This is a genomic window from [Bacillus] caldolyticus, assembly GCF_003595605.1.
GTDB classification, from domain to species: Bacteria; Bacillota; Bacilli; order Bacillales; family Anoxybacillaceae; genus Geobacillus; species Geobacillus thermoleovorans.
In genome coordinates, this window is sequence record NZ_CP025074.1 from 1,151,894 (window position 1) to 1,174,586 (window position 22,693).

Here is a 22,693-nt window from a genome sequence, read left to right on the forward strand (position 1 = left end):
CCCGCAAAAGCCGCGATGAGACGGGCAAAACCGCCGCATCTTTTCTTTTCCTGACTGAACGGACATACTGGTAGTACAACCATTATGGCGAGAAAGGAGCACATTCGATGCAAGTGGACATCATCGGCGACATTCATGGCTGCTTCCGTGAATTCGCCGCATTGACGGAAACACTCGGCTACCATTGGGACGAAGGGGTGCCGATTCATCCCGACGGACGAAAGCTCGGCTTCGTCGGCGATTTGACCGACCGCGGTCCTGAATCGCTGAACATGATCGAGATCGTCTGCGCCCTTGTTGAGCGAAATTTGGCTTACTACGTGCCAGGCAACCATTGCAATAAACTGTACCGCTTTTTTTTAGGACGAAACGTGCAAATCGCCCACGGGCTTGAGACGACCGTCTCCGAGTACCGCACCTTGCCTCCAAGCGAACAGGAGATGATCCGCCGCAAGTTCATCCGCCTGTATGAACAGGCGCCGCTGTATGCGGTGCTCGATGAGGGGCGCCTTGTCATCGCCCACGCCGGCATCCGTCACGACTATATCGGGCGGACGGACAAAAAAGTCAAGACGTTCGTCCTGTACGGGGACATCACCGGCGAAATGAACCAGGACGGGACGCCGGTGCGCCGCGACTGGGCGAAACGGTATCACGGCAGCGCATGGGTTGTATATGGCCACACGCCGGTCGAAAAACCGCGGTTTGTCGGGCGGACGGTCAACATCGACACCGGCTGCGTATTCGGCGGCGCGCTGACCGCCTTGCGCTATCCGGAAATGGAAACGGTCTCCGTTCCTTCCTCGATGCCGTTCGTTCTGGAAAAATTCCGCACGTTCTCCTAATCATCAGCGCACCGTCTGCGCGTTGCCTCGATGAGGAGCTCCATATCGTCAGGAAGCGGGGCGGAACATGTATACCAGCGCCCGGCAAACGGGTGAAAAAACGACAGCTGCCGGCTATGAAGCGCCTGGCGGCCGATCATCTCCCGGCTCCCGCCGTACAGTTCATCGCCGGCGAGCGGGTGGCCGAGATAAGCCAAATGGACGCGGATTTGGTGCGTGCGCCCCGTCTCCAGCCGGAGCGAAACGTATGTATAGCCATAAAGCCGCTCAAGTACACGAAAATGAGTGACAGCCGGCTTCCCGTCTTCCCGCACTTCGCGGGCAATGATGCTGTCGCTTTGGCGGCCGATGGGGGCGTCAATCGTCCCTTCATCCTCGACGATGACGCCATGGCAAATGGCCTCATACGTGCGCACAACGTGCCCTTTTTGCTGCAATGCCGACAACAAATGATGAACGTGGCGGTGCTTGGCGACGAGCACGAGCCCGGACGTGTCGCGGTCAAGCCGGGTGACGATATGGACGGTCGAGTCGAGCTGCTGCTTTCGATAATGGTGAAGCAAGCCATTGGCGAGCGTCCCGCCCGGATGGTGGCGCGACGGAATCGTCGCCAATCCCGCTGGTTTGTTGACAACAAGGACGTAATCGTCTTCATACAGAATGTCAAGCGGCATCGCTTCTGCGTCCATCCAATCGCTTGTCCGCTCCGGCGGAAAGACAACCGACAGCGTCTCGCCGGCGCGCAGCACATGGCGGACGGTGACGGGCCGACCGTCAACCAACAGCGCCCCGCCATGGAATTTAATATCGGTAAGCGCCGTCCGCGAAATGCCGTTCTCTTGCAAAAACTGGCGCAGCAGCTTTCCGTCGTGCTGTTCATCGATGGAAAAGGTCATGGTAAACGGCGGCAATGTTCGTCACCTTTCTGATCAAAAATCTCCGTCTTGCTCATCGTGTTCCATCCACTTTCCTTTGGCGCCGCTAAAACGGAATCGGCATCCGCGCCAAAAGACCATCACCTCGCCGCAAACGGGAAGCGTTGCCTAACCAAGGAGGCGGGTTTTCCCTCAGTCGGCGATAAACGAGTCGCGCACCCGCCGCCAAAACGGAAACGGCCGAAAGCGGGCGAAACGCACCTTTTCATCGGCCACCCGGCATTGAATCGACTTCACTTCTTTATGCAACAGTGACAAATGGTCGATCGTAATTTGAAAATCGACGTGGTTGACCGGCTTGAGTAAACACGTATGGTGCGCCGGCAGCACGAGCGGCGAACCGATTGTCCGAAACACGCGGTTGTTGATCGACGCCATCTCGGTCACTTGAATCGCCTCAAGCGAAGGATGCAAAATCGCGCCGCCGAGCGCTTTATTGTAAGCCGTGCTGCCGGTCGGCGTCGAAATGCACAACCCGTCGCCGCGGAACCGCTCAAACAAGTCGCCGCGAATCTCGACATCCATCACGAGCGTCCCGCTGACGCACTTGACTGTGCATTCATTGAGCGCTAAATACTTTGCCTCGCTTCCGCCGTTGAGATAGCGGATCGTCACCTCAAGGAGCGGGTATTCGACCACTTGGTACGGCGTCTTAGCGATGGCGATGACGAGCTTTTCGAGTTCCTCCGGCACCCAGTCCGCGTAAAAGCCGAGATGGCCAGTATGGACTCCGACAAACGCCGTCTTGTCCAACCGATGGCAATAGCGATGGAACGCATACAACAGCGTTCCATCACCGCCAACCGAAATGACGAGATCAGGTTCCTCTTCATCGTAACGCAAGTCAAAGTCAAGCAAATACGTTTTCATTTTTTGCGCCAGAGCGTTTGATATGTCGTCGCCTTTGGACGTGATGGCGAACACGAGCGGCGCGTCCGTCCGTTTCATTGCCCTTCTCCTTTTGCTTCTTGTTTTCGAGAAAAAGCAGCCTGCGCTTCTTGAATTTCAAAGCGGATTTTCGACATCTCCTCATCGAGGCGATAGGCCGCCTCCGCGGCGCGCTGCAGCCGAACTTTGATATCTTCGGGGAAACGCCCGCTGTACTTATAGTTCAACGAATGCTCAATCGTCGCCCAAAAGTTCATCGCCAACGTTCGAATTTGAATCTCCGCCAAAATGTTTTTTTCACCGCGGATCGTCTGCACTGGATAGCGGATGACGACATGGTACGAGCGGTAGCCGCTCTCTTTTTTTTGCGTGATGTAATCGCGTTCTTCAACAATCGTAAAATCGTTGCGCTGGCGCAATAGCTCGACGACGGTCTTAATGTCATCGACAAACTGGCACATGATGCGCAGCCCCGCAATATCTTGCATCTCTTCCTCAAGACGGTCGAGCGGGATGTTTTTCTTTTGCGCCTTATCCAAAATGCTGGCGACGGGTTTCACCCGTCCGGTGACAAACTCAATCGGCGAGTGCGCTTCAATCATCTCAAATTGGGCGCGAATGCCCCTTAGCTTCACTTTCAGCTCCTCAACCGCCTGCTTATACGGGGCTAAAAACAAATCCCAATGGTTGACCATCGTACCACCTGCCTACATGTTTTCGATCTCCCGCGGCTTACGTCAAGAGGGCGCAACCGCGCCTCTTTCTTGCTGCACGATGCGAATTCACCGGGCCGCTCCCTGTTCGAACGCGCCGGAAAGGGAAAACCCCCGGCTTATTGCTCAAAAAACACGTCTTGCACCGCCTGTTCAAGCGCCTCGCCATAGTTGGCGTTGCCGCGAATATTTTCAAGCAAATAAGACAGTTCATCGTGAAACTGTTCAAGCTCAAGCGTCCTCTCTCCACATCGAAGCCAGACCGGCTCCTTGGCGTCAAGCGCCGCCTTTAGCTCAGGCCACCACGGCTTCGGAATCATGACATATAGAAAGCGGTCATCGGTTTCCAAAATGTACGCAAACGCCAACGCATCCGAATCGACAAGCATATGGCGTTTCGGCGTTACGCGGGCAAGCGGAACCGGAGCATCATTGACATACAGCCAAAGCCGGCCGCCTTCCCGCTCCGCCCGCTCGACGATCCATTTTTCGTTCATGTTTTCTCTCCTTCCGCATCAACCATCCGCCCTTTATTTTACCATATTCACCCTATACAGGCGAAATAATTGATATTCGCCGGAAAACAGCTGATAATAGAAGGAGACGACTATCCTGTCTGAAGGGGATTCACGATGCATCAAGAAATCGAAATCGAATTAAAAAACTTGTTAACGGCAGCGGAGTTTGCTGCCGTCCGCGCCGCCTTCCGCCTTGATGATGGCGCTTTCTTCCGCCAGGAAAACCATTACTTTGACACCCCGTCATTCGCCCTGAAAGAACGAGCGGCAGCGCTGCGCATCCGGGCGAAAGAGGGACGCCTGACCTTGACGCTGAAACAAACGCGGGCGGACGGGACCATTTTGGAAATCCATGAGCCGCTTTCGCTGTCTGAAGCGGAAGCGTTGCTTGCTGGTATAGCGGCGCCGCGCGGGGCGATCGCCGATTTGCTTGCAGAACTGGGCATCAACCCACACGAGGTGCGCTGCTTTGGCTCCCTTGTCACCGACCGAGCCGAATGGCCGCATGAAGGCGGCACGCTATGCCTTGACCATAACTGTTACTTGCAAAGCGAAGATTACGAACTTGAGTATGAAGTGGATCACGTGGAAGCGGGTGAAAAGCGGTTTTTGCGCCTGCTTGAGGCGCTCGGCATCCCGCGCCGCCCGGCGCCAAACAAAATCGCCCGCTTTTACGCCCGCATGAAGGAAATGGAGGAAAGACGATGACCGTTTCGCCATTAAAGCTACTCATCGAATGGCAGGCGCTCAATGCGTTCTCACCCGGACGCTCCAGCCTGTTGCCATCGCCGGTGCCATCCTTGTTTTCAAGCTTGCTTGCCGAATCTCTCAGCCGCGGTGAGGAATCTTCTGCCGAGGCGCCTCAAGCTGCCCTAAGCGGTCAGCCCCCGGCGCCCGCCGGCCATCGCAGCGCCCCGCTCGAACATGAAGCGGGTGCTGCAACCAACTCATCTTCTTCCATCGATGCTTTCATCGCGGCGGCAGCGGAAAAATACGATGTTGACCCGCAGCTCATCCGCGCCGTCATTCGCCATGAGTCAAATTTCCGTCCCGATGCGAAAAGCCCGGCTGGAGCGCTTGGACTCATGCAGCTCATGCCAAGCACGGCAAAAATGCTCGGCGTCAACAACCCGCTTGATCCGGCGCAAAACATCGACGGCGGCGTAAAATATTTGCGCCAGCTCCTTGACCGGTACAGCGGCAATATCACTCTCGCCTTAGCCGCCTACAACGCCGGGCCCGGGCACGTCGACCGCTATGGGGGCGTGCCGCCATTTGCCGAAACGCGGGCGTATGTCGAACGCGTGTTGAAAAGCTACCGCACATAAACGAGCGGCGCTCGAGTCACTTTGTTTGAGATCCATGCGTGCTGTTGATAAAATAGCAATCAAACGACAACGAATGATTTTCAAACAAAAGGAGCATCCGCGATGGGTGAACAATGGCAAACTCTTTATGAGGCGATCGGCGGAGAGGAGACGGTTGCGAAACTTGTCGAAGCATTTTACCGTCGCGTGGCCGCGCATCCGGACTTGCGGCCCATTTTCCCTGACGATTTGACGGAAACCGCCCGCAAGCAAAAACAGTTTTTAACACAATATTTAGGCGGCCCCCCTCTTTACACGGCAGAGCATGGACACCCCATGCTGAGGGCGCGCCATCTCCGCTTTGAAATCACGCCGAAGCGGGCGGAAGCGTGGCTTGCCTGCATGCGGGCAGCCATGGATGAAATCGGCTTGTCCGGGCCGGCGCGCGAACAGTTTTATCACCGGCTCGTACTCACCGCCCATCATATGGTCAATACCCCAGATCATCTGGACAGAAAGGAGCATACCCTTGAGTGAGAAGTTTGCTGGGAAGACGACATCAACTTGCTACCCTTCCCAGCCGCTAGGCAACACGAACAAACCGCTCGAGCTGTATTTGTTTATCGATCCTTTATGCCCGGAATGCTGGGGGCTTGAACCAGTCATCAAAAAACTGACGATCGAATACGGCCGTTTTTTTACCTTAAGGCACATATTGAGCGGAACATGGGCGACATGGAGCGCGCGCAAAGGAACGAAGCCGGAGGCAATGGCCAAAGCGTGGGAGTGGGCGGCGAACCGCACCGGCATGTCATGCGACGGCAGCGTTTGGCTCGAAAACCCGATTTCGAGCCCGTTCGCCCCATCGCTCGCCATTAAAGCGGCGGAAATGCAAGGAAAGCGGGCTGGCCTTCGCTTTTTGCGCAAGCTGCAAGAACAGCTCTTTCTCGAAAAACAAAATGTCGCCGATTTGTCGGTGCTCGCCGAATGCGCCGTCAAAGCGGGCTTGGATGTCGATGAATTTTTGCGCGACATGCACTCGCCGGGAGCGGCGAAAGCGTTCCAATGCGATTTAAAAATCACCTCGGAAATGGACGTTGACGAAATTCCGACGCTTGTGTTGTTTAATGAAAACATTGAAGACGAAGGCATTAAAATTTCCGGATGCTATCCGTACGACATCTACGTCGAATTGATCGCTGAAATGCTCGGCTTCCATCCTGAACCGTCCTCTCCTCCTCCGCTGGAATCATTTTTAAGCCATTTTAAATTCGTCGCCACAAAGGAAGTTGCCGTTGTGTACAACTGGACGATCCAAGAAGCGGAAACGGAAATGAAAAAGCTGCAGCTAAAGCAAAAAGTGGAGCGGGTGCCCGTCAAACACGGAACATTTTGGCGCTATATCGATGATTCCCGTCCCTAGCAGCAGGGATGGGCGCAAGAAAAAGCCCGGCTGACGCCGGGCTTTTTCTTGTTGCCAAGACAACAAAGGGGATGGGAGAAATTGTTCACGGTCAAACAAAGGGGTATCAGGTTTTGTCTTCCGTTCACATCTATATCTTAACAAACGGCCGATCAAATTGGCAACCCGTTTGCTCGTTTGTTCACATTATTGTCATAATTCGCCCTGCGTCATGATCAGGCAGACAAACAGCATATAATCAACTAGGCTCTTCACCAAAAGTTGTACTTGATTTTTTCTGAACATACCCTATTTACGCTTGTGAGGGAAAATCAGCACTTTTTGCCTATCCTTACGCAGGAAACCGCATTGCTTGTCAAGTACATGTTGTGGTGAAGAGCCATCAACTAAAGCAAATGGGAAGAGGTGGCCATCGCCATGAAGCAGCGCATCGTCTTATCCCTTTGGGCGGCGGCATCCACTGCCGCCTTTATTCTGAACTTGTTGGGCCTCATGCAGCTCCTTCCGCTTTGGGCGACCATGCCGCTTTTGTTTCTCTCCTTGCTTGGATTGGCAGCAACATGGAACCGCCGCCATCAGTTTCGTGGATTTCCGTCCAAACGAATGCGGCTGTAGCGCCGCATTCGTTTCATTTCTCAAGCAGCCGCTCCATCTCATCAAGCTTCTCCGCAAACACTTGGCACGCTTGGCGGATCGGCTCGGCGCTCGTCATGTCGACGCCGGCTTTTTTCAATACTTCAATCGGGTAATCAGAACTGCCGGCTTTTAAAAAGTCGATGTACCGTCTCACCGCCGGTTCGCCTTCTTCCAAAATTTGTTTGCTAAGTGCAGTCGCCGCGCTGAAGCCGGTTGCGTATTGGTACACATAGTAGTTGTAATAAAAATGCGGAATGCGCGCCCACTCGAGGCCGATTTCTTTGTCCACGACAATATCATCGCCAAAATACGTTTTATTTAAGTCGTAATAAAGGGACGTCAACGTCTCGGCCGTCAATGCCTCGCCTTGTTGCGCCTTCAAATGGATCAAATGCTCAAACTCCGCGAACATCGTCTGGCGAAAAACCGTGCCGCGGAACCCCTCAAGATAATGGTTGAGCAAATAGAGCCGCTTTTTCTCATCATCGATCGTTCTCAGCAAATAGTCGTTCAACAGCGCCTCATTGCACGTCGACGCCACTTCGGCGACGAAAATTGAATAATGCGCATACGGATACGGCTGCGTTTTGCGCGTATAGTAGCTGTGCACCGAATGGCCAAACTCATGCACAAGTGTAAACAAATTGTTCACATTGTCCTGCCAGTTGAGCAAAATGTACGGATGGGTGCCGTACGCTCCCGACGAATAGGCGCCGCTTCGCTTTCCTTTGTTTTCGCGCACATCGACCCAACGGTTGTCAAGACCTTCTTTCACGATCGCCACATATTCCTCGCCAAGCGGCGCGAGCCCTTCAAGCATATATTGCTTCGCTTCCTCGTACGTCACTTCCATTTTCACTTCTTGCACAAGCGGCGTGTACAAATCGTACATATGCAGCTCATCAAGCCCAAGCACTCGTTTGCGCAGCCGCACGTACCGATGCAACAGCGGCAAATGTTCATGAATCGTAGCAATTAGGTTGTCATAGACGCTCTCCGGAATGTTGTTTGCATCCAACGCCGCTTCCCGCGCCGAACGGTAGCGGCGGATGCGGGCGAAAAAGTTGTCTTTTTTCACCGTGCCGGCAAGCGTATTGGCGAACGTATTTTGAAACTTCTCATACGTATGGTATACGGCGTAAAACGCATCGCGGCGGACGCGGCGGTCCGTGCTTTCTAAAAAGCGAATGAACCGGCCGTGCGTGACTTCGACTTCCTCGCCGTTTTCATCGATGATCGTCGGAAACGTCAAATCAGCGTTGTTCAACGCGCTGAACGTGTCGGATGTCGCCTGCATCACCTCGGCTGCCTGCGCCAAGATCGCCTCCTCTTCCGCCGACAGCACGTGCGGGCGCTGGCGCGTAATTTCGTCTAACGCGTGCGCATACAAGCGAAGCGGCTCGTATTGTTCCAAAAACGAGCGCAGCACCGCTTCATCGATCGCCAAAATTTCCGGCACGATAAACGCCATCGCGCTCGATGCTTCGCTGTACAAGCTTTTCGCCCGGGCGTCGAGCCCTTGGTAAAACGAGTTAGTCGTATCTTGATCATAGCGCATATGGGCGTATGTATACAGCTTGCCGAGGCGCATCGATACGTCATCTTGGCATTGCAATGCTTCATACAGCACTTCCGGCGATTCGCCAAGCCGCCCTTTGTATTCGCCAAGCTTTGGAATCATTGCCTTCACTTGTTTGAATTCTTCTTCCCAGGCGTCATCGGTGGGAAAAATGTCCTCAAGCCGCCACGTTTCTTCCACAGGAATCTCGCTTCGCAGCGGCAGCGACTTTTTCGCTTTCTTTTCCTCCACCGTCATCATTCCTCCTTATACAAATAATCGATACACGAATTATTATTCACCATTCCGTTCATCTTTTCCTGTTTTCTGCTCATTTTTTCCACTCTCCCGAACTCAAGTGTTGACCAATAGCAGCTAAGCGCCGACGTTTGGTGAATTTGCTCAAGAAGCGCAGCATCTTGATGAATCATCTGATCGACGGTCGACGGAAACGACAGCGGCTTCACCAAATGAAGCTGGTCGCCCTCTTCGCGGCGGAGATAGCCGAGCAGGCTCAACCAATGCAAATACTCGCCGACGGCCTCACGATACGTATCCCGGCCGACAAGCGGCAGCCGGCGCGGAACGAGGCGGCCGGTGCGGATTTTGTCGTCGAGCCACTGAAATAAAGATACTGCCGTTGCCGGCCGTCCGGTCTTTCCAAGAAGAAACAAAAGGACATACGTTTGCCAAATGAACGGCGCCGTCTCCCATAAATACCCCCGCGGCACTGGCCAGCCTGCTTCGGTCGGAAACAGTGACGGAACGATGCCCGCCTGGTAAAAATCAGCACAAATGCGGCGCACGGTTTGGTTCGGATAAAGCGGAAACGTCCGCCGCCATTGTTTTTTTCGTTCGAGCCATCGCTCCCAAAACTCGGATGGAAGCGGCAGCGGGCAGGGGGCCATCCAATCGGGGAACGAAAACGACGAAAGCGGAATCGAATCGACCGCGGCCAATGTTCGCTGCACCGATAGCGGCAACGGGCGAAAAAGACGGATGAAGCGTTTCGTCTCTGGACTGTAGTACCATATATGTGGAACGACTGAATGTGGAGCGCGATGGGCAAACAACCATTGAAACCGGGAGAGCTGCACTTCCCCCGAATATTTTGGCGAACGCCGCAAATGATGGGCTCCTAACACCCACAACGGGCGGATGCCAAGGAGACGGTAGCCGTCATTGCGTTCGCGAAACAGCGATTCATCGATCGTGGAACATTGGTATTCGAGGGCATAAAGGTGTGGGCCATGGCGGAACAATACGTCAGGACGCTGCTTGATGGCGGGCAAATACGGCTCGAGCTTCGCCTCCATGCCTTGGCGAATGAGCCACGCGAACAAGTCTCGCTTCCCAGTTAAGTGACGCTCCGACTCCGGTTCGTGCTCGACCGGGCAGGCCGCCCCTTTTCGATGGGCGAAATGCGGCAAACGGTAGCGGCCCGACCGGAGCACCACTTCTTGACGGCACGCGGGACAAAAAAACGGTTCCTGTCGTTTCAGGCGCATCAGCCCCTCTCGTTCCCATCTTTCCGCCCCGGCAAGCGAAACCGTCCTGCCATCAGCGGCGAGAGCGACAAACAACATGATCACTTCCTTTCCAGTAAAAAATAGTTGTCCGTGAGCGGGAACAGCTGGAATTGTTCTCTGCTGCCCCCCTTCACCGTTCGGTTCTTCCCTTTTATTCGTTGACCATCGCCGGTTTTCCTGCCCAAAGCCAAACTGCGTCGAAAAAAGTCCGCCGATTCGGCGGACTGGCGTTTACAAGCGGTTGGTTACAACAGAGGCGACAACAGCCGGGAGACCGATTCAGCGATACGCACCCGGAACGGGCGCTGTTGAAACTGTTCGTAGTCGATCATGGAAGCGTGGCGAAAATCTTCCAAAAAGTCGCGGACGAGTTTATGAATGCTGTCGGTATAATACAAAAAGGCGTTCACTTCAAAGTTTAAATGGAAACTGCGCATATCCATGTTCGCCGTGCCGATCGAGGCGAGCTCGCCATCGACGACGATGACTTTGCTGTGCAAAAACCCTTTCTCATACTCGTAAATTTTCACCCCAGCCTCGAGCAGCTCGGGAAAATACGAGCGCGAAGCGTAAAAGACAATTTTTTTATCCGGACGCTTTGGCGCCAGCAGGCGAACATCGATGCCGCTTAACGCCGCCACTTTGAGCGCCGTCAAAATGTCTTCATCCGGCACAAAGTACGGCGAGGCAACCCAAATCGACCGTTTGGCCGACGTAATCATGGCAAAATACAGCTGTTTGATCACTTCCCACTTTTGGTCCGGACCGCCGGCAATGAGCTGCACCCCGCCTTGCCCTTCCTCGACGATGAGCGGCGGCGACAAATAGTCCGGCGTCAACAAGCGTTCTCCCGTCATGTAATACCAATCTTGCAAAAAAATGAGCTGGAGCGTCCGGACGGCTTCACCGCGGATCAATAAGTGCGTATCGCGCCAAAATCCGAAATATTTGTTTTTTCCTAAATACTCATCTCCGATGTTCAGCCCGCCGACAAAGCCGACGCCTCCATCGATGACAATGATCTTTCGGTGATTGCGGAAATTGATTTGGTTGCTTAAAAACGGGAGGCGCACTGGTGAAAACGGGATCATCTCGACTCCAGCCGCGCGCAGCTCCTCGATATAGGCGTTTGACAACTTCCAACTTCCAACGGCGTCGTACAAAAAACGGACGCGCACACCTTGACGCGCTTTTTCCATCAAGACGCGCTTCAACTGTTGGCCGATTTCATCATGACGGACAATATAATATTCTAAATGAATATGGTGTTCCGCTTTTTCCAGTTCAGCAAAAATAGAAGAAAATGTCTCCTCTCCGTTCGTCAACACCGCCGTCTGCGAAGCAAGTGAAACCGGATGCTGGCCGATGCGATAAGCAAGGCGCAAAAGCGGACGCTGATGGGGCGCCATCGGCAGCCGTTCGACGGCAATCGGCGACGGCTCTTGAAACTTGAGCAGCACCGCCTCATCAAAATCGGCTTTCTTTTTATAGCGCCGTTGTTGCCAATAGTTGCGTCCGAACAATAAATAAAACAAAAAGCCGACAATCGGAAAGCTCCCCAGCACCGCCAGCCAAGCGATCGTCTGCGCCGGCTTTCGATTCTCAAGAGAAATGACCAGCGCAATAAAGATGACGGAACAAGACATCAATACGCTGAAAAGACCAAGCAGCTTCCCTTCCCAAAACCCGTTCGTCAATGCCAGCAACGCGCCGACAATGACGACGAGAATCGCCACTCTCGATGTGTTTCGCAACAAAACCCCTCCACCCGGCTCTTCATGATGGCCGTTTTTCTTCCGCTAACGTAGAAAACGCCGATTTCTGGCGGCGAAATCGGCGGAATGGAAACATTATAAGGCTGGAAAATACGTTTTGATCGTTTCGAGTGCATTGTCGCCCATAATTTCAGTCCCGTATTCTTCAAGTCGATAAATCGTCAGCTGGGAATCGCTTCCGTATTCCAACAGAAGGCTGAGCATATTGTCCACTTCCTGCTCGGTGTAGCGCTCGTCAAACTCCACGAACAAGTAATAGCGGCCTTCAAATTGGAACAGGCGATTCGACAACCGAGAGAAGTCAGCGCGATGGGCCAAGGAAATGACATCCTCGATATCCTTGAACGAAAGGATGAATTGAAGGACATCTTGCTCTTCTCTCTCCTCGGCGTCCCCGTTTTGACCAAAGTGGAAATGGTGGCCGAACAGCGATTCCACCTTTTCACCAGCTGACAGCGAAAACTCGCGCCATTTCTCTTCTGGAAGCGGCAGCTCGAGCTTGCTTCCGTCTTTGGACAACTGCGCTTTCGTCACGACGACTTCAAGCCCTTTTTCGAGCGCCTGCACTTGGATCCAAAGCGGGCCATCGAGCGAAAAATCGCTTTCCCCGTGAACTTCATCCATCATTTCCCAAAATAATTCTTCGCTTCGTTCCCGATTGTACCAAATTTCCTCGCGGTCAAAGCCGCGCTCCTCTATATCAACATAGGAAATGTAGAACTTCACCGTATGTTCATTGATGCGTTCGATTTCCATTTCTCAACTCTCCCTTCTAAAACAGAGAAATAAAAAAGGAAGGGATTGTGCCCCTGAAACTATTTAAATCAAAACTTATGATCTTGTACTTTTATTTTATGATAAAAAGCGAAAGAAGGGAAATAAAAAAACGCATTTTTAAAAATTGGTTATGAAACCGGCCATGCCCTACTATAATGATGATGAACACGGACGGAATGAGGGACGCCTATGGTGGATGAATACATCGTTTCCATCTTGCTGATTATCGGCATTGATGTCATTCTTGGCGGGGACAATGCGGTTGTCATTGCGCTGGCAAGCCGCAACTTGCCGGAACAAAAGCGGAATGTGGCCATCATTGTCGGCACCGCGCTGGCGATCGCTGTTCGCATTGTCTTGACGGTGGCCGTCGTTTGGCTGTTGACGATTCCGTTCTTGCAGCTCGCTGGAGGCGTCGTCCTCTTTTGGATCGCCTTGAAACTGATCGGGCAAAAAGACGAAAAACCGACTATGATCAAAGCCGAACCGTCGCTTTGGAAAGCCATCCAGACGATCGTCGCCGCCGATGTCGCCATGGGTCTTGACAACGTCATCGCCATCGCTGGAGCGGCTCAAGGCCATATCGGACTTGTTGTGTTCGGTTTTCTCTGTTCCGTTCCTATCATCATTTTAGGCAGCAAAATCATCCTTTATGCCATGGAACGGTTCCCGATTCTCATTTATGCCGGCGGCGCCCTCTTGGCGTACACCGCTGGAAAGATGATCGCTGCCGAAGAGCGGTTGCGCCCGTTTTACCCCCCGAATGGGGAGGCGCTGTTTCCAATGGCGGCGGCCGTTCTTGCCGTTTTGCTCGGCTTGGCGGCCCACCGCCGGTCGCGCGCCGCATAAAGCAAATGATAAAAAACTTCTACATGGCAGACCATGTAGAAGTTTTTTTATTACCCGTTCACCAGCCGCTGCGCTTCACGAAGCTGATACGCCCGCACTTTGCGCGGCAGAAAGCGGCGGATTTCATCTTCGTTGTAGCCGACTTGAAGCCGCTTTTCATCAATGATGATCGGCCGGCGCAAAATGCCTGGGTTTTTTTGAATGAGTTCGTACAAATCTTGCAGCGGCAGAGCTTCCAAGTTAATGTTCAGCTTCTGGAACACTTTCGAACGGGTCGAAATGATCTCATCCGTTCCCGTTTCCGTCATCCGCAAAATCTCTTTAATCTCCTCGACCGTGAGCGGCTCGGAGAAAATATTGCGCTCGACATAAGGAATATTGTGCTTCTCGAGCCACGCCTTCGCCTTCCGGCATGACGTGCAGCTCGGTGATGTGTATAGCTTGACCACTTCGATCACTCCTTTTGACAAGGAATCCCTTGCTTCCCTCGTCCGTCAGACGACAGACGTGCACCGCTATGCCGGTTTGACGTCTGACAGCATAGCGACACGGCCTGGACGCCAGTCTGGCGATCAGCCGCTTTGCCAATCGTTTGCAAATTGAAATGACTTTAACATGATATATTATACAATACATCGGCCAAGAAAGATATAGTTTTTCGATGATAAATGCAATTTTCTTTCTTTCCTCTTCCAAAGTGAAGGCAAATCCTCTACAATCAAAGTAGAAAAGGAAAAGGGAGGAAGAACCGATGGCCGGCTATTTCATCGACTTTGCCATTGCTTCGGCATTGATCGTCGTCCTCACCGCATTGATGGGGAACATCAGCAACACGATCGGAGAGCGGATGTTCGGCCGAAACAAAAGTGGAAAGCATGTCGAGGCCTCCCGCCGCATCCAACAAGGATGGAAAGTCGTCGGGGGAAAAAAATAACGCGCCAAAACAGGCGCATAGGTGGGTGCCGCCTCTTTCGCCGTTCGCACCATGCGGCGGTGAAAGAGCGGCGCTTTTTTCGATTCGGCTAGGCATACATCGCCCGATACCGCTTATATTCTTCCTCTGAACAAAGCACAAAATGGCCAGGCGTAATTTCACGGAATTCAAGTTCCTCTCCATCTTTGTAGCCATGTTGCGCCGGGTCGTAAACGATCCGCTTGCGCGTCCGCTCCGTTTCCGGATCAGGAAGCGGAATGGCCGACAAGAGCGCCTTCGTGTATGGGTGGATCGGATTGCGGTACAGCTCTTCCGATTCAGCGAGCTCGACCATTTTCCCGAAATACATGACGCCGATCCGGTCGCTGATGTATTTGACCATCGACAAGTCATGGGCAATAAACAAGTACGTCAACCCTTTTTCACGCTGCAGGCGCTTCAATAAGTTCACGACTTGCGCCTGAATGGAAACGTCAAGCGCCGAAATCGGCTCATCGGCGATGATGAATTCCGGCTCGACGGCAAGCGCCCGGGCGATGCCGATCCGCTGGCGCTGACCGCCGGAAAACTCATGCGGGTAGCGGCTGGCATGCTCGCGGTTCAAGCCAACCGTCTCAAGCAATTCATACACGCGTTGCATCCGCTCCTCTTTCGTTTTCGCCAATCCGTGGATGTCGATGCCCTCAGCGATAATGTCGGCGACCGTCATCCGCGGATTGAGCGACGCATACGGATCTTGGAAAATCATTTGCATTTTTCGGTTTAACTCTTTCAGCTCTTTTTTTGATTTTTTGCCGTGTACGTTAACGCCGTTAAACAGTACTTCTCCGTCTGTCGCCTCATACAGCCGAATGATCGTCCGCCCCGTTGTCGACTTGCCGCAGCCCGACTCGCCGACAAGGCCGAACGTTTCACCTTTATAAATGTCAAAGGTGACGCCGTCGACTGCTTTCACCACCTGACCGCGTCCAGCTGGGAAATACTGTTTCAAATTTTTGACCTCAAGCAGCTTTTGTCTAGCCACGCGGTTTTCCTCCTTTCCGGGCGACGATGTCAGCAAACCGTTTCATCCGTTCACGCACGATAGCCGGCGGTTCCACTTTCGGCGCCATTTCATGCAACAGCCATGTCGCCGCATAGTGCGTATCAGACACTTGGAACATCGGCGGCTCGAGCTCATAGTCAATTTTGAGCGCATACGGATTGCGCGGCGCAAACGCATCGCCTTTTGGCGGATTTAACAAATCCGGCGGCGAACCCGGAATCGAATACAGCTCCGTATCTTTATGATCAAGGCTCGGCATCGAGGCCAGCAATCCCCACGTGTACGGATGTTTCGGATTGTAAAAAATTTCATCCACCGTGCCGATCTCCACGATTTTCCCGGCATACATCACGGCCACTCGGTCGGCCATGTTGGCGACGACCCCTAAATCATGGGTGATGAAAATAATCGACATGCCGAGCTTTTTCTGAATGTCTTTCATCAACTCCAAAATTTGCGCCTGAATCGTCACATCAAGCGCTGTCGTCGGTTCATCGGCGATCAAAATTTTCGGATTGCACGCCAAGGCGATGGCGATGACAACACGCTGGCGCATCCCGCCGGAAAATTGGTGCGGGTATTGCTTCATGCGCAGCTCGGCGTTTTTAATGCCGACCAGCTGCAATAGTTCAATCGCCCGTTTGCGCGCTTCATCTTTCGACAGCTTTTGATGCTTTAAAATCGCTTCCATAATTTGTTTCCCAATCGTCATCGTCGGATTGAGCGACGTCATCGGATCTTGGAAAATCATTGAAATTTCCGCACCGCGGATCGATTGCATCTCTTTCTCCGACAGCTTGGTCAAGTCTTTGCCTTCAAATAAAATTTCCCCTTGCTTAATCCGGCTCGGCGGTGTCGGCAACAGGCGCATCAACGCTTTTGAAGTCACTGATTTCCCAGACCCTGACTCGCCGACGATTGCCAGCGTTTCTCCCTTATACAAGTCGAACGTGACGCCGCGAACCGCCTGCACTTCACCGGCGTGGATGTCAAAGGAAATATGCAAATCGTTCACCTGCAAAATTTTCTCCATCGGTTTCACCCCTTCCGTCGGTTATTTGCGCATTTTCGGGTCAAGCGCATCGCGAATTCCGTCTGCCACCAAGTTGAAGCTTAAAATGAGCAAGCTGATGACAACGGCCGGAATAATCATCAAATGCGGATATGTTTGGATCGATTTGTATCCATCATTGACAAGCGAGCCAAGCGACGCTTCCGGCGGACGGATGCCAAGGCCGATAAAGCTCAAAAACGCCTCAGTGAAGATGGCCGATGGAATCGTGAACATCGTCGTAATAATGATCGGGCCGATGACGTTCGGGATCAAATGTTTGAAAATGAGCCGTGATGTCGGCGCTCCGAGCGTCCTTGCCGCCAACACATATTCCATGTTCTTTAATTTCAACACTTGTCCGCGCACGATCCGCGCCATCGTCGTCCAACCGGTAATGACCATCGCCAACGTGATGGAAATGATTCCAGGCTCAAAAATCAAAATGAACAAAATGACCATAATTAAATACGGAATGCCGTTTAAAATTTCGATGATCCGCTGCATCACATTGTCGACGCGGCCGCCATAGTAGCCGGAAATGCCGCCGTACGCAATCCCGATCAATAAGTCGATCAACGCCGCGAGCAAACCAATGTAAAGTGAGATGCGCGTGCCATACCACGTTCTCACCCACAAGTCGCGTCCTAAGTCATCCGTGCCAAACCAATAGTACTCTTTCACGCCGCGCTGTTTATATACATCAACGCCGTTCGCATCCCGGCCGTCAAACGGAAGCCAATGAACATGCTCGAGCACCGGGATTTTCGGCGGAAGTTTCGCATGCCGCAAGTTTTGATCTTTATACGTCCGGTCGCTCGCCATCGGGGCGATGATCGCCATGAGCGTCAAAATGATAATCATCACGAGCCCCACGATCGCTGCCTTGTTTTCCCGAAGGCGAAGCCAAGCATCCTGCCAAAACGTCAAGCTCGGACGATTGATTTTTTCCTGCTCACCGACGTTCGGCGGGGCGGGCTGAAACCATTCCGGTGAAAGTTGTTCGTATTGTTGTTTCGCCATCATTTTTTCCCTCCCGCTAACCGGATGCGTGGGTCGACAACCCCGTACAACACATCAACGATAAAGACTGCCAAAATCAACAAGGCGGAATAAAACAACGTCGTTCCCATAATAACAGGGTAATCGTTCAGTTCAATCGAACGGACAAACTGCTCTCCAAGACCAGGGACAGCAAACAGTTTCTCAATGACAAGCGTTCCCGTCATTAAATTGACGGTCATCGGTCCTAAAATGGTAATGACGGGGATAAGCGAGTTGCGGATGGCGTGCTTGATGATAACCCCCGCCTGGCTGATCCCTTTCGCCCGAGCCGTCAAAATGTAGTCAGAGCTTAACACTTCAAGCATTTCCGTGCGCATAAAGCGGGCGATGCTGGCGATGACTCCGACAGACAGCGCCAATGTCGGGAGAATCGTATATTTGAAGCCTTCCCAAAAGGCGACCGGAAGCCATTGCAGTTTCACAGCGATAAAATATTGCAAAAACCCCCCTAACACAAACGACGGGATCGAGGCGCCCAACACCGCAATGACCGTAGCTGTGTAATCTTCCCAATGATTATGTCGAATCGCCGCGACAATTCCGAGAATCAACCCAACGATCGTCCCAAAAACAATCGCCTGAAACCCGAGCTGGGCCGACGGGCCGATTCGATCGCTGATGAGCTCTGTCACTGGGCGGTTGTCATATTGGAACGATACCCCCAAGTCTCCTTTCAACAAATTCCCTAAATATTGAATGTATTGAACAGGCACGGGCTTATCCAATCCGTACTCTTTTAAAATAAGCGCCTTCTGTTCCGGCGTTAATTTCTCTTGGTTTTGCAGCGGCGAACCAGGCAGCAGCTTCATTAAAAAGAACGTCAACGTCGCAATGATAAACAACGTGATGATCATATAAACGAACCGCTGAAGCGTATACCGCGCCATGACCGCACCTCCTCTGCTTTTCTACAATCTTCGTTGTTTTTCGACATTTTTCGCCTTGGCAGGCAAAAGGAGAGTATATGCCTAGGCATATACTCTCCTCCGCATTTTCAAGAGAACAACGGATTACTCGACATACGCCCATTTCAAGCTGTAGTCGGCGCCAAACGTGTGCGTGACGAAATCTTTGACGTATTCACGTTGCAAATACGCAGCGCCGCGTTGGTACAGCGGAGCGATCGGCATTCCTTCAAAGACGATTTTTTCTGCTTTCAGCATCGCATCCCAACGAGCTTGCTGATCGTTGGCAAGCGTCGTTTGCGCGTCTTTGATCAGCTTGTCGTACTCAGGATTCGACCAGCCTGTTTCGTTGTGCGGGCTTGTCGACGTCCAAAGCTGCAGGAACGTCATTGGGTCTTGATAGTCCGGACCCCAGCCGGAGAACGACAAATCATATTGCATGTTGCTTTCGAGCTTCAGTTTTTGTGCAAACGGTTGTTGCTTAATGTTGATCGTCAAGCCCGGCAAGTTTTGTTCAAGCTGCGCTTTCACATACTCGCCGATTTTCTTCGCGCTGTCGGTGTCATAGTTCAGCAGTTCAAGCGTAAATTTGTCTTTGCCCAGCTCTTTTTTCGCTTGCTCCCACAGTTTTTTCGCTTCATCCGGATTGTAATTGACCAAATCGCCATTCACATCGCGGAAGTCTTTGCCATCCGGACCGGTGACGAAGTCTTTCGGAACGGTGAACTTCGCCGGAATCGAACCGTTGTTCAAGAGCGTATCGACCATCGCTTGCGTGTCGATGGCCATCGCAATCGCTTTGCGGGCGTTGACGTTGTTCAACGGTTCTTTTTTCGTGTTCATGCGCAGCCAGTAGAGCGACGGATCCAATTTCGTATGGAAGTTTTTGTCGTTTTTGTACTTATCCACGAACTCCGCCGTCAAGCCGACGCGGTCCGCTTGTTTTGTTTCATACAAGTTGACGGCTGTCGCCGTGTCTTTTACGACTTTCACATTGACTTTTTCCAGCTTGACGTTGTCTTTGTCCCAGTAGTTCGGGTTTTTCGTATATACCCAACCTTGTTCGTGCTTCCACTCGCTCAACACGAACGGGCCGTTGTACAATGTTGTATTCGCTTCCAATCCATATTTGTCGCCTTGAGCTTTGACAAATTTTTCGTTTTGCGGCATAAACGTGCCAAACGCTGTCAAGCCGACGAAATACGGAACTGGGTTTTTCAGCTCGACTTTAAGGGTGTAGTCATCAAGGGCTTTGACGCCGACTTGGTCAAGCGGCACCTTGCCTGTGTTGGCTTCTTCCGCGTTTTTAATGTCGTACATGATGTACGCATATTCCGATTTCGTCTTCGGATCAAGCACGCGCTTCCAAGCGAATTCGAAATCGTGCGCCGTCACCGGATCGCCGTTGGACCATTTCGCATCTTTGCGAAGCTTGAATGTATACGTTTTGCCGTCTTGGCTCACTTCATAGCTTTCCGCGATCCCTGGCACCGGCTTGTTGTCTTTCCCTAAACGGTACAAACCTTCCATGACGTTGTTCAGCACGATAAACGATACTTGGTCGGTAGCGAGCGCCGAATCAAGCGACGGGATCTCTTGGCTTTCAAGCAAGTTTAGCACCTGCTCCTTCTTCTCCGCCGGCTTTTCGCCGCCCTGGCCGCCTTGAGCGTTGTTGTTGTCCTTGCCTCCGCCGCACGCCGCTAAAAACGTCGACAGCGCGAGAAGCAGGACGAGGAAGAAAGAGAATCGCTTCTTCACTAAAAAACCCCCCTTAAAATTTATGTAGCGTATTACAAATCTTCTGAACCATTTGATTTCAGAAGATTGTACTTACATCGCTTATTATATCCTGTGTTAGTATATTTGAAAAGGATTTTTTTATTTTCTTAAATAAAAAAATTTCAAACTACTTACAAACGGGATGAGGATCGGATTGCATTTACACCTGCATTGTAACGACTTTTGCCACAATTGTAAACAAAAAATTTCTGCCTACAGAAAAAAGAAAACGCTTACAATATAATTTTTTTGCCCTTCCTTTCAGCTTCGAAGCAAATCTCTCCTGAACTTCCAGGTTTCTTCTATATTTTTCAATATAATTTTGTTAATAATTTTGACAATCTTCCCGCCCACATGATTTATGATAAAATAAGCAGTGAGAAGGGAAAGGCGGGAACAGACGATATGAAACAAACGGCTGTGCGGACTGGATGGCTCGTCGCCGCGATGCTGGCGGCAAGCGCACTCATCGTAATAGGGCAAGGAGCATGGAGTACGGTGGCCTTTATTAACGTTTCGTTTTTGCTCTCCCTTTTGCCTCTGTCGCTTGGCGGGCTTTTGTTTGTTTATGAACGCGGGTTTTTCAGCGGATTCGCATACGGGTTTCGCCGATTGCGCAGGAATCGAACGAAGGTGGAGCGGTATCTTGAGGAAGCGGCAGCAGAACATGAATCGGATGAGCTGCTCGGTCCGCGGCGTTTCGCCATCACGTATCCGCTTCTCTTTTCTGGTCTGCTTCTGTTTCTGGCGATGATTGCCGCCGGATATGCCGTGCAATAAGGTTGCAACAGCTGAATGTTTTCCGTATAATATAAGGCAAATCTAGGATCAACCGAGCGATGAGAAAGAAGAGTACATATTGGCGATGCCTTCAGAGAGCTTGTGGACGGTGCGAACAAGCGGCTAGCCATATGGAATGGGCTTTCGAGCTTCCCGCCGAACCGGCGACGCAGTAGGCGAGGACGTTTCCCCGCGTTACAGGGGGCCATGCGCTAAGCATGGGCTGAGCGATTGCGCTTGTCGGCGCAATAAGTAGGGTGGCACCGCGGTCCTACCGTCCCTATCAGAGGGCTGGCAGGGCCTTTTTTATTTTTTGCTTGAGGGAGTGAAGATCGATGAAAACCATTTTTTCCGGCATTCAGCCAAGCGGCGTCATCACCCTTGGCAACTACATCGGGGCGCTGCGGCAGTTTGTCGAGCTGCAGCATGAATACAACTGCTATTTTTGCATCGTTGACCAACACGCCATTACCGTTTGGCAAGACCCACACGAACTGCGGCAAAACATCCGCCGCCTCGCCGCTTTGTATTTAGCAGTCGGCATCGACCCGACGCAAGCGACGTTGTTCATCCAGTCAGAAGTGCCGGCGCACGCTCAAGCCGCTTGGATGCTGCAGTGCATCGTTTATATCGGCGAACTTGAGCGGATGACGCAATTTAAAGAAAAATCGGCCGGCAAAGAGGCGGTCAGCGCCGGACTGCTCACGTACCCGCCGCTGATGGCCGCTGACATTTTGCTTTATAACACCGACATCGTCCCGGTCGGCGATGATCAAAAGCAGCATATCGAATTGACGCGGGATCTGGCCGAGCGCTTCAACAAACGGTATGGCGAGCTGTTCACGATCCCTGAGGCGCGCATTCCGAAAGTCGGCGCCCGCATCATGTCGCTTGTCGACCCGACGAAAAAAATGAGCAAATCCGACCCCAACCCGAAAGCGTACATCACACTGCTTGACGATGCGAAAACGATCGAGAAGAAGATCAAAAGCGCGGTCACCGACTCGGAAGGAACGATTCGCTACGACAAAGAAGCGAAGCCAGGCATTTCGAACTTGCTCAATATTTATTCGACGCTATCCGGTCAATCGATCGAGGAGTTGGAGCGGCAATACGAAGGAAAAGGATACGGCGTCTTCAAAGCAGACCTCGCTCAAGTCGTCATCGAAACGCTTCGACCGATTCAAGAGCGGTATCACCATTGGATGGAAAGCGAGGAGCTTGACCGCGTGTTGGATGAAGGGGCGGAAAAAGCAAATCGGGTTGCATCGGAAATGGTGCGCAAAATGGAGCAAGCCATGGGGCTCGGGCGGCGGCGGTAAATAGCCGCATCCAGCGAAGCCATACAAAAACGGGCAGGCGCCTATCGCCTTGGCCCGTT

24 protein-coding genes and 1 other annotated feature are annotated in these 22,693 nt (G+C 52.3%); of the genes, 10 read left to right on the top strand and 14 right to left on the bottom strand.

Features of this window, described 5'->3' with window-relative positions; all coding sequences use genetic code 11:
- The first annotated feature begins 107 nt into the window (after positions 1-107).
- On the top strand, positions 108-845 hold the full coding sequence (gene prpE, locus CWI35_RS06045; protein ID WP_119877591.1) for a bis(5'-nucleosyl)-tetraphosphatase PrpE: 738 nt from the start codon (positions 108-110) through the stop codon (positions 843-845).
- Here the strand turns inward: prpE and CWI35_RS06050 are convergent.
- The 4 genes from CWI35_RS06050 to CWI35_RS06065 all read right to left on the bottom strand — a co-directional run bounded on the left by CWI35_RS06050 (position 842) and on the right by CWI35_RS06065 (position 3,878).
- Positions 842-1,756, bottom strand: a complete 915-nt coding sequence (locus CWI35_RS06050) for an RluA family pseudouridine synthase (RefSeq protein WP_119877592.1) — start codon at positions 1,754-1,756, stop codon at positions 842-844. The genes prpE and CWI35_RS06050 overlap by 4 nt on opposite strands.
- A gap of 156 nt (positions 1,757-1,912) precedes the next feature.
- Positions 1,913-2,728 (bottom strand): NAD kinase, encoded by an 816-nt coding sequence (locus CWI35_RS06055; protein WP_011230331.1) that lies wholly within the window; start codon positions 2,726-2,728, stop codon positions 1,913-1,915.
- Positions 2,725-3,363: a GTP diphosphokinase gene (locus CWI35_RS06060; protein ID WP_011230330.1), complete on the bottom strand. Its 639-nt coding sequence runs from the start codon at positions 3,361-3,363 to the stop codon at positions 2,725-2,727. Before CWI35_RS06060 ends, CWI35_RS06055 begins: the two co-directional genes overlap by 4 nt.
- Before the next feature lie 137 nt (positions 3,364-3,500).
- Entirely contained in the window at positions 3,501-3,878 is a 378-nt protein-coding gene (locus CWI35_RS06065; protein WP_020278707.1) for a UPF0738 family protein, read from the bottom strand.
- A 135-nt stretch (positions 3,879-4,013) separates the two neighbouring features.
- Here CWI35_RS06065 and CWI35_RS06070 point away from each other — a divergent pair, with 135 nt between their 5' ends.
- The 5 genes from CWI35_RS06070 (at position 4,014) to CWI35_RS06090 (ending at position 7,244) form a co-directional block, all read left to right on the top strand.
- Positions 4,014-4,607 carry a CYTH domain-containing protein gene (locus CWI35_RS06070; RefSeq protein WP_011230328.1) on the top strand — a complete coding sequence of 198 codons (594 nt, stop codon included), beginning with the start codon at positions 4,014-4,016 and terminating at the stop codon, positions 4,605-4,607.
- A complete protein-coding gene (locus CWI35_RS06075; protein WP_081132972.1) occupies positions 4,604-5,227 on the top strand; it encodes a lytic transglycosylase domain-containing protein in 624 nt (207 codons plus the stop codon). The genes CWI35_RS06070 and CWI35_RS06075 overlap by 4 nt, the downstream gene beginning before the upstream one ends.
- Positions 5,228-5,329: 102 nt before the next feature.
- Positions 5,330-5,743: a globin domain-containing protein gene (locus tag CWI35_RS06080; RefSeq protein ID WP_011230326.1), complete on the top strand. Its 414-nt coding sequence runs from the start codon at positions 5,330-5,332 to the stop codon at positions 5,741-5,743.
- The gene (spxH, locus tag CWI35_RS06085; protein WP_011230325.1) at positions 5,736-6,629 is read left to right on the top strand and encodes a ClpXP adapter protein SpxH; all 894 of its coding nucleotides are present in this window, start codon (positions 5,736-5,738) and stop codon (positions 6,627-6,629) included. Before CWI35_RS06080 ends, spxH begins: the two co-directional genes overlap by 8 nt.
- A 417-nt stretch (positions 6,630-7,046) precedes the next feature.
- Positions 7,047-7,244, top strand: coding sequence for a hypothetical protein (locus tag CWI35_RS06090; RefSeq protein WP_011230324.1), 198 nt, complete (start codon positions 7,047-7,049; stop codon positions 7,242-7,244).
- Between the two features lie 13 nt (positions 7,245-7,257).
- Here the strand turns inward: CWI35_RS06090 and pepF are convergent, their stop codons facing one another.
- The 4 genes from pepF to mecA form a co-directional block, all read right to left on the bottom strand.
- A complete protein-coding gene (pepF, locus tag CWI35_RS06095; protein WP_013523174.1) occupies positions 7,258-9,081 on the bottom strand; it encodes an oligoendopeptidase F in 1,824 nt (607 codons plus the stop codon).
- Positions 9,081-10,409, bottom strand: coding sequence for a competence protein CoiA (locus CWI35_RS06100; protein WP_011230322.1), 1,329 nt, complete (start codon positions 10,407-10,409; stop codon positions 9,081-9,083). Before CWI35_RS06100 ends, pepF begins: the two co-directional genes overlap by 1 nt.
- A gap of 188 nt (positions 10,410-10,597) precedes the next feature.
- Entirely contained in the window at positions 10,598-12,106 is a 1,509-nt protein-coding gene (gene cls, locus CWI35_RS06105) for a cardiolipin synthase (protein WP_011230321.1), read from the bottom strand.
- 96 nt (positions 12,107-12,202) lie between these two features.
- Positions 12,203-12,883: an adaptor protein MecA gene (mecA, locus tag CWI35_RS06110; protein WP_011230320.1), complete on the bottom strand. Its 681-nt coding sequence runs from the start codon at positions 12,881-12,883 to the stop codon at positions 12,203-12,205.
- A 210-nt stretch (positions 12,884-13,093) separates the two neighbouring features.
- Here mecA and CWI35_RS06115 point away from each other — a divergent pair, with 210 nt between their 5' ends.
- Complete coding sequence (locus CWI35_RS06115) at positions 13,094-13,753, top strand: TerC family protein (protein ID WP_014195176.1); 660 nt, start codon at positions 13,094-13,096, stop codon at positions 13,751-13,753.
- A gap of 50 nt (positions 13,754-13,803) precedes the next feature.
- Here CWI35_RS06115 and spxA read toward each other — a convergent pair whose 3' ends face one another.
- Complete coding sequence (spxA, locus tag CWI35_RS06120) at positions 13,804-14,202, bottom strand: transcriptional regulator SpxA (protein WP_011230318.1); 399 nt, start codon at positions 14,200-14,202, stop codon at positions 13,804-13,806.
- Between the two features lie 302 nt (positions 14,203-14,504).
- On the opposite strand from spxA, the gene CWI35_RS06125 reads away from it, so the two are divergent.
- The gene (locus CWI35_RS06125) at positions 14,505-14,687 is read left to right on the top strand and encodes a hypothetical protein (protein WP_011230317.1); all 183 of its coding nucleotides are present in this window, start codon (positions 14,505-14,507) and stop codon (positions 14,685-14,687) included.
- Positions 14,688-14,775: 88 nt separating this feature from the next.
- On the opposite strand, the gene CWI35_RS06130 is transcribed toward CWI35_RS06125, so the two are convergent.
- The 5 genes from CWI35_RS06130 to CWI35_RS06150 form a co-directional block, all read right to left on the bottom strand.
- On the bottom strand, positions 14,776-15,711 hold the full coding sequence (locus tag CWI35_RS06130; RefSeq protein ID WP_068894952.1) for an ABC transporter ATP-binding protein: 936 nt from the start codon (positions 15,709-15,711) through the stop codon (positions 14,776-14,778).
- The gene (locus CWI35_RS06135; protein ID WP_014195173.1) at positions 15,704-16,765 is read right to left on the bottom strand and encodes an ABC transporter ATP-binding protein; all 1,062 of its coding nucleotides are present in this window, start codon (positions 16,763-16,765) and stop codon (positions 15,704-15,706) included. The genes CWI35_RS06130 and CWI35_RS06135 overlap by 8 nt, the downstream gene beginning before the upstream one ends.
- 21 nt (positions 16,766-16,786) lie before the next feature.
- Entirely contained in the window at positions 16,787-17,809 is a 1,023-nt protein-coding gene (opp3C, locus tag CWI35_RS06140; protein WP_013146073.1) for an oligopeptide ABC transporter permease, read from the bottom strand.
- Positions 17,806-18,735 (bottom strand): oligopeptide ABC transporter permease, encoded by a 930-nt coding sequence (gene opp3b, locus CWI35_RS06145; protein ID WP_011230313.1) that lies wholly within the window; start codon positions 18,733-18,735, stop codon positions 17,806-17,808. The genes opp3C and opp3b overlap by 4 nt, the downstream gene beginning before the upstream one ends.
- A 123-nt stretch (positions 18,736-18,858) precedes the next feature.
- Positions 18,859-20,511, bottom strand: coding sequence for a peptide ABC transporter substrate-binding protein (locus tag CWI35_RS06150; RefSeq protein WP_021321877.1), 1,653 nt, complete (start codon positions 20,509-20,511; stop codon positions 18,859-18,861).
- Between the two features lie 426 nt (positions 20,512-20,937).
- On the opposite strand from CWI35_RS06150, the gene CWI35_RS06155 reads away from it, so the two are divergent.
- Both CWI35_RS06155 and trpS read left to right on the top strand, forming a co-directional pair.
- Entirely contained in the window at positions 20,938-21,312 is a 375-nt protein-coding gene (locus CWI35_RS06155) for a DUF3899 domain-containing protein (protein WP_011230311.1), read from the top strand.
- 50 nt (positions 21,313-21,362) lie between these two features.
- Positions 21,363-21,597, top strand: a binding site (T-box leader).
- Positions 21,598-21,647: 50 nt separating this feature from the next.
- The gene (gene trpS, locus CWI35_RS06160) at positions 21,648-22,634 is read left to right on the top strand and encodes a tryptophan--tRNA ligase (RefSeq protein ID WP_013146076.1); all 987 of its coding nucleotides are present in this window, start codon (positions 21,648-21,650) and stop codon (positions 22,632-22,634) included.
- Positions 22,635-22,693 lie beyond the last annotated feature (59 nt).

What these genes read in the sequence shown, in the direction of transcription:
- CWI35_RS06075 (WP_081132972.1), top strand. Translation starts at nt 4,604, where the DNA reads ATGACCGTTTCGCCATTAAAGCTACTCATCGAATGGCAGGCGCTCAAT.
- CWI35_RS06135 (WP_014195173.1), bottom strand. Translation starts at nt 16,765, where the DNA reads ATGGAGAAAATTTTGCAGGTGAACGATTTGCATATTTCCTTTGACATC.
- CWI35_RS06100 (WP_011230322.1), bottom strand. Translation starts at nt 10,409, where the DNA reads ATGTTGTTTGTCGCTCTCGCCGCTGATGGCAGGACGGTTTCGCTTGCC.
- prpE (WP_119877591.1), top strand. Translation starts at nt 108, where the DNA reads ATGCAAGTGGACATCATCGGCGACATTCATGGCTGCTTCCGTGAATTC.
- CWI35_RS06060 (WP_011230330.1), bottom strand. Translation starts at nt 3,363, where the DNA reads ATGGTCAACCATTGGGATTTGTTTTTAGCCCCGTATAAGCAGGCGGTT.
- CWI35_RS06080 (WP_011230326.1), top strand. Translation starts at nt 5,330, where the DNA reads ATGGGTGAACAATGGCAAACTCTTTATGAGGCGATCGGCGGAGAGGAG.
- CWI35_RS06125 (WP_011230317.1), top strand. Translation starts at nt 14,505, where the DNA reads ATGGCCGGCTATTTCATCGACTTTGCCATTGCTTCGGCATTGATCGTC.
- trpS (WP_013146076.1), top strand. Translation starts at nt 21,648, where the DNA reads ATGAAAACCATTTTTTCCGGCATTCAGCCAAGCGGCGTCATCACCCTT.
- CWI35_RS06065 (WP_020278707.1), bottom strand. Translation starts at nt 3,878, where the DNA reads ATGAACGAAAAATGGATCGTCGAGCGGGCGGAGCGGGAAGGCGGCCGG.
- CWI35_RS06090 (WP_011230324.1), top strand. Translation starts at nt 7,047, where the DNA reads ATGAAGCAGCGCATCGTCTTATCCCTTTGGGCGGCGGCATCCACTGCC.
- pepF (WP_013523174.1), bottom strand. Translation starts at nt 9,081, where the DNA reads ATGACGGTGGAGGAAAAGAAAGCGAAAAAGTCGCTGCCGCTGCGAAGC.
- CWI35_RS06155 (WP_011230311.1), top strand. Translation starts at nt 20,938, where the DNA reads ATGAAACAAACGGCTGTGCGGACTGGATGGCTCGTCGCCGCGATGCTG.
- CWI35_RS06055 (WP_011230331.1), bottom strand. Translation starts at nt 2,728, where the DNA reads ATGAAACGGACGGACGCGCCGCTCGTGTTCGCCATCACGTCCAAAGGC.
- opp3b (WP_011230313.1), bottom strand. Translation starts at nt 18,735, where the DNA reads ATGGCGCGGTATACGCTTCAGCGGTTCGTTTATATGATCATCACGTTG.
- CWI35_RS06115 (WP_014195176.1), top strand. Translation starts at nt 13,094, where the DNA reads ATGGTGGATGAATACATCGTTTCCATCTTGCTGATTATCGGCATTGAT.
- opp3C (WP_013146073.1), bottom strand. Translation starts at nt 17,809, where the DNA reads ATGATGGCGAAACAACAATACGAACAACTTTCACCGGAATGGTTTCAG.
- CWI35_RS06070 (WP_011230328.1), top strand. Translation starts at nt 4,014, where the DNA reads ATGCATCAAGAAATCGAAATCGAATTAAAAAACTTGTTAACGGCAGCG.
- mecA (WP_011230320.1), bottom strand. Translation starts at nt 12,883, where the DNA reads ATGGAAATCGAACGCATCAATGAACATACGGTGAAGTTCTACATTTCC.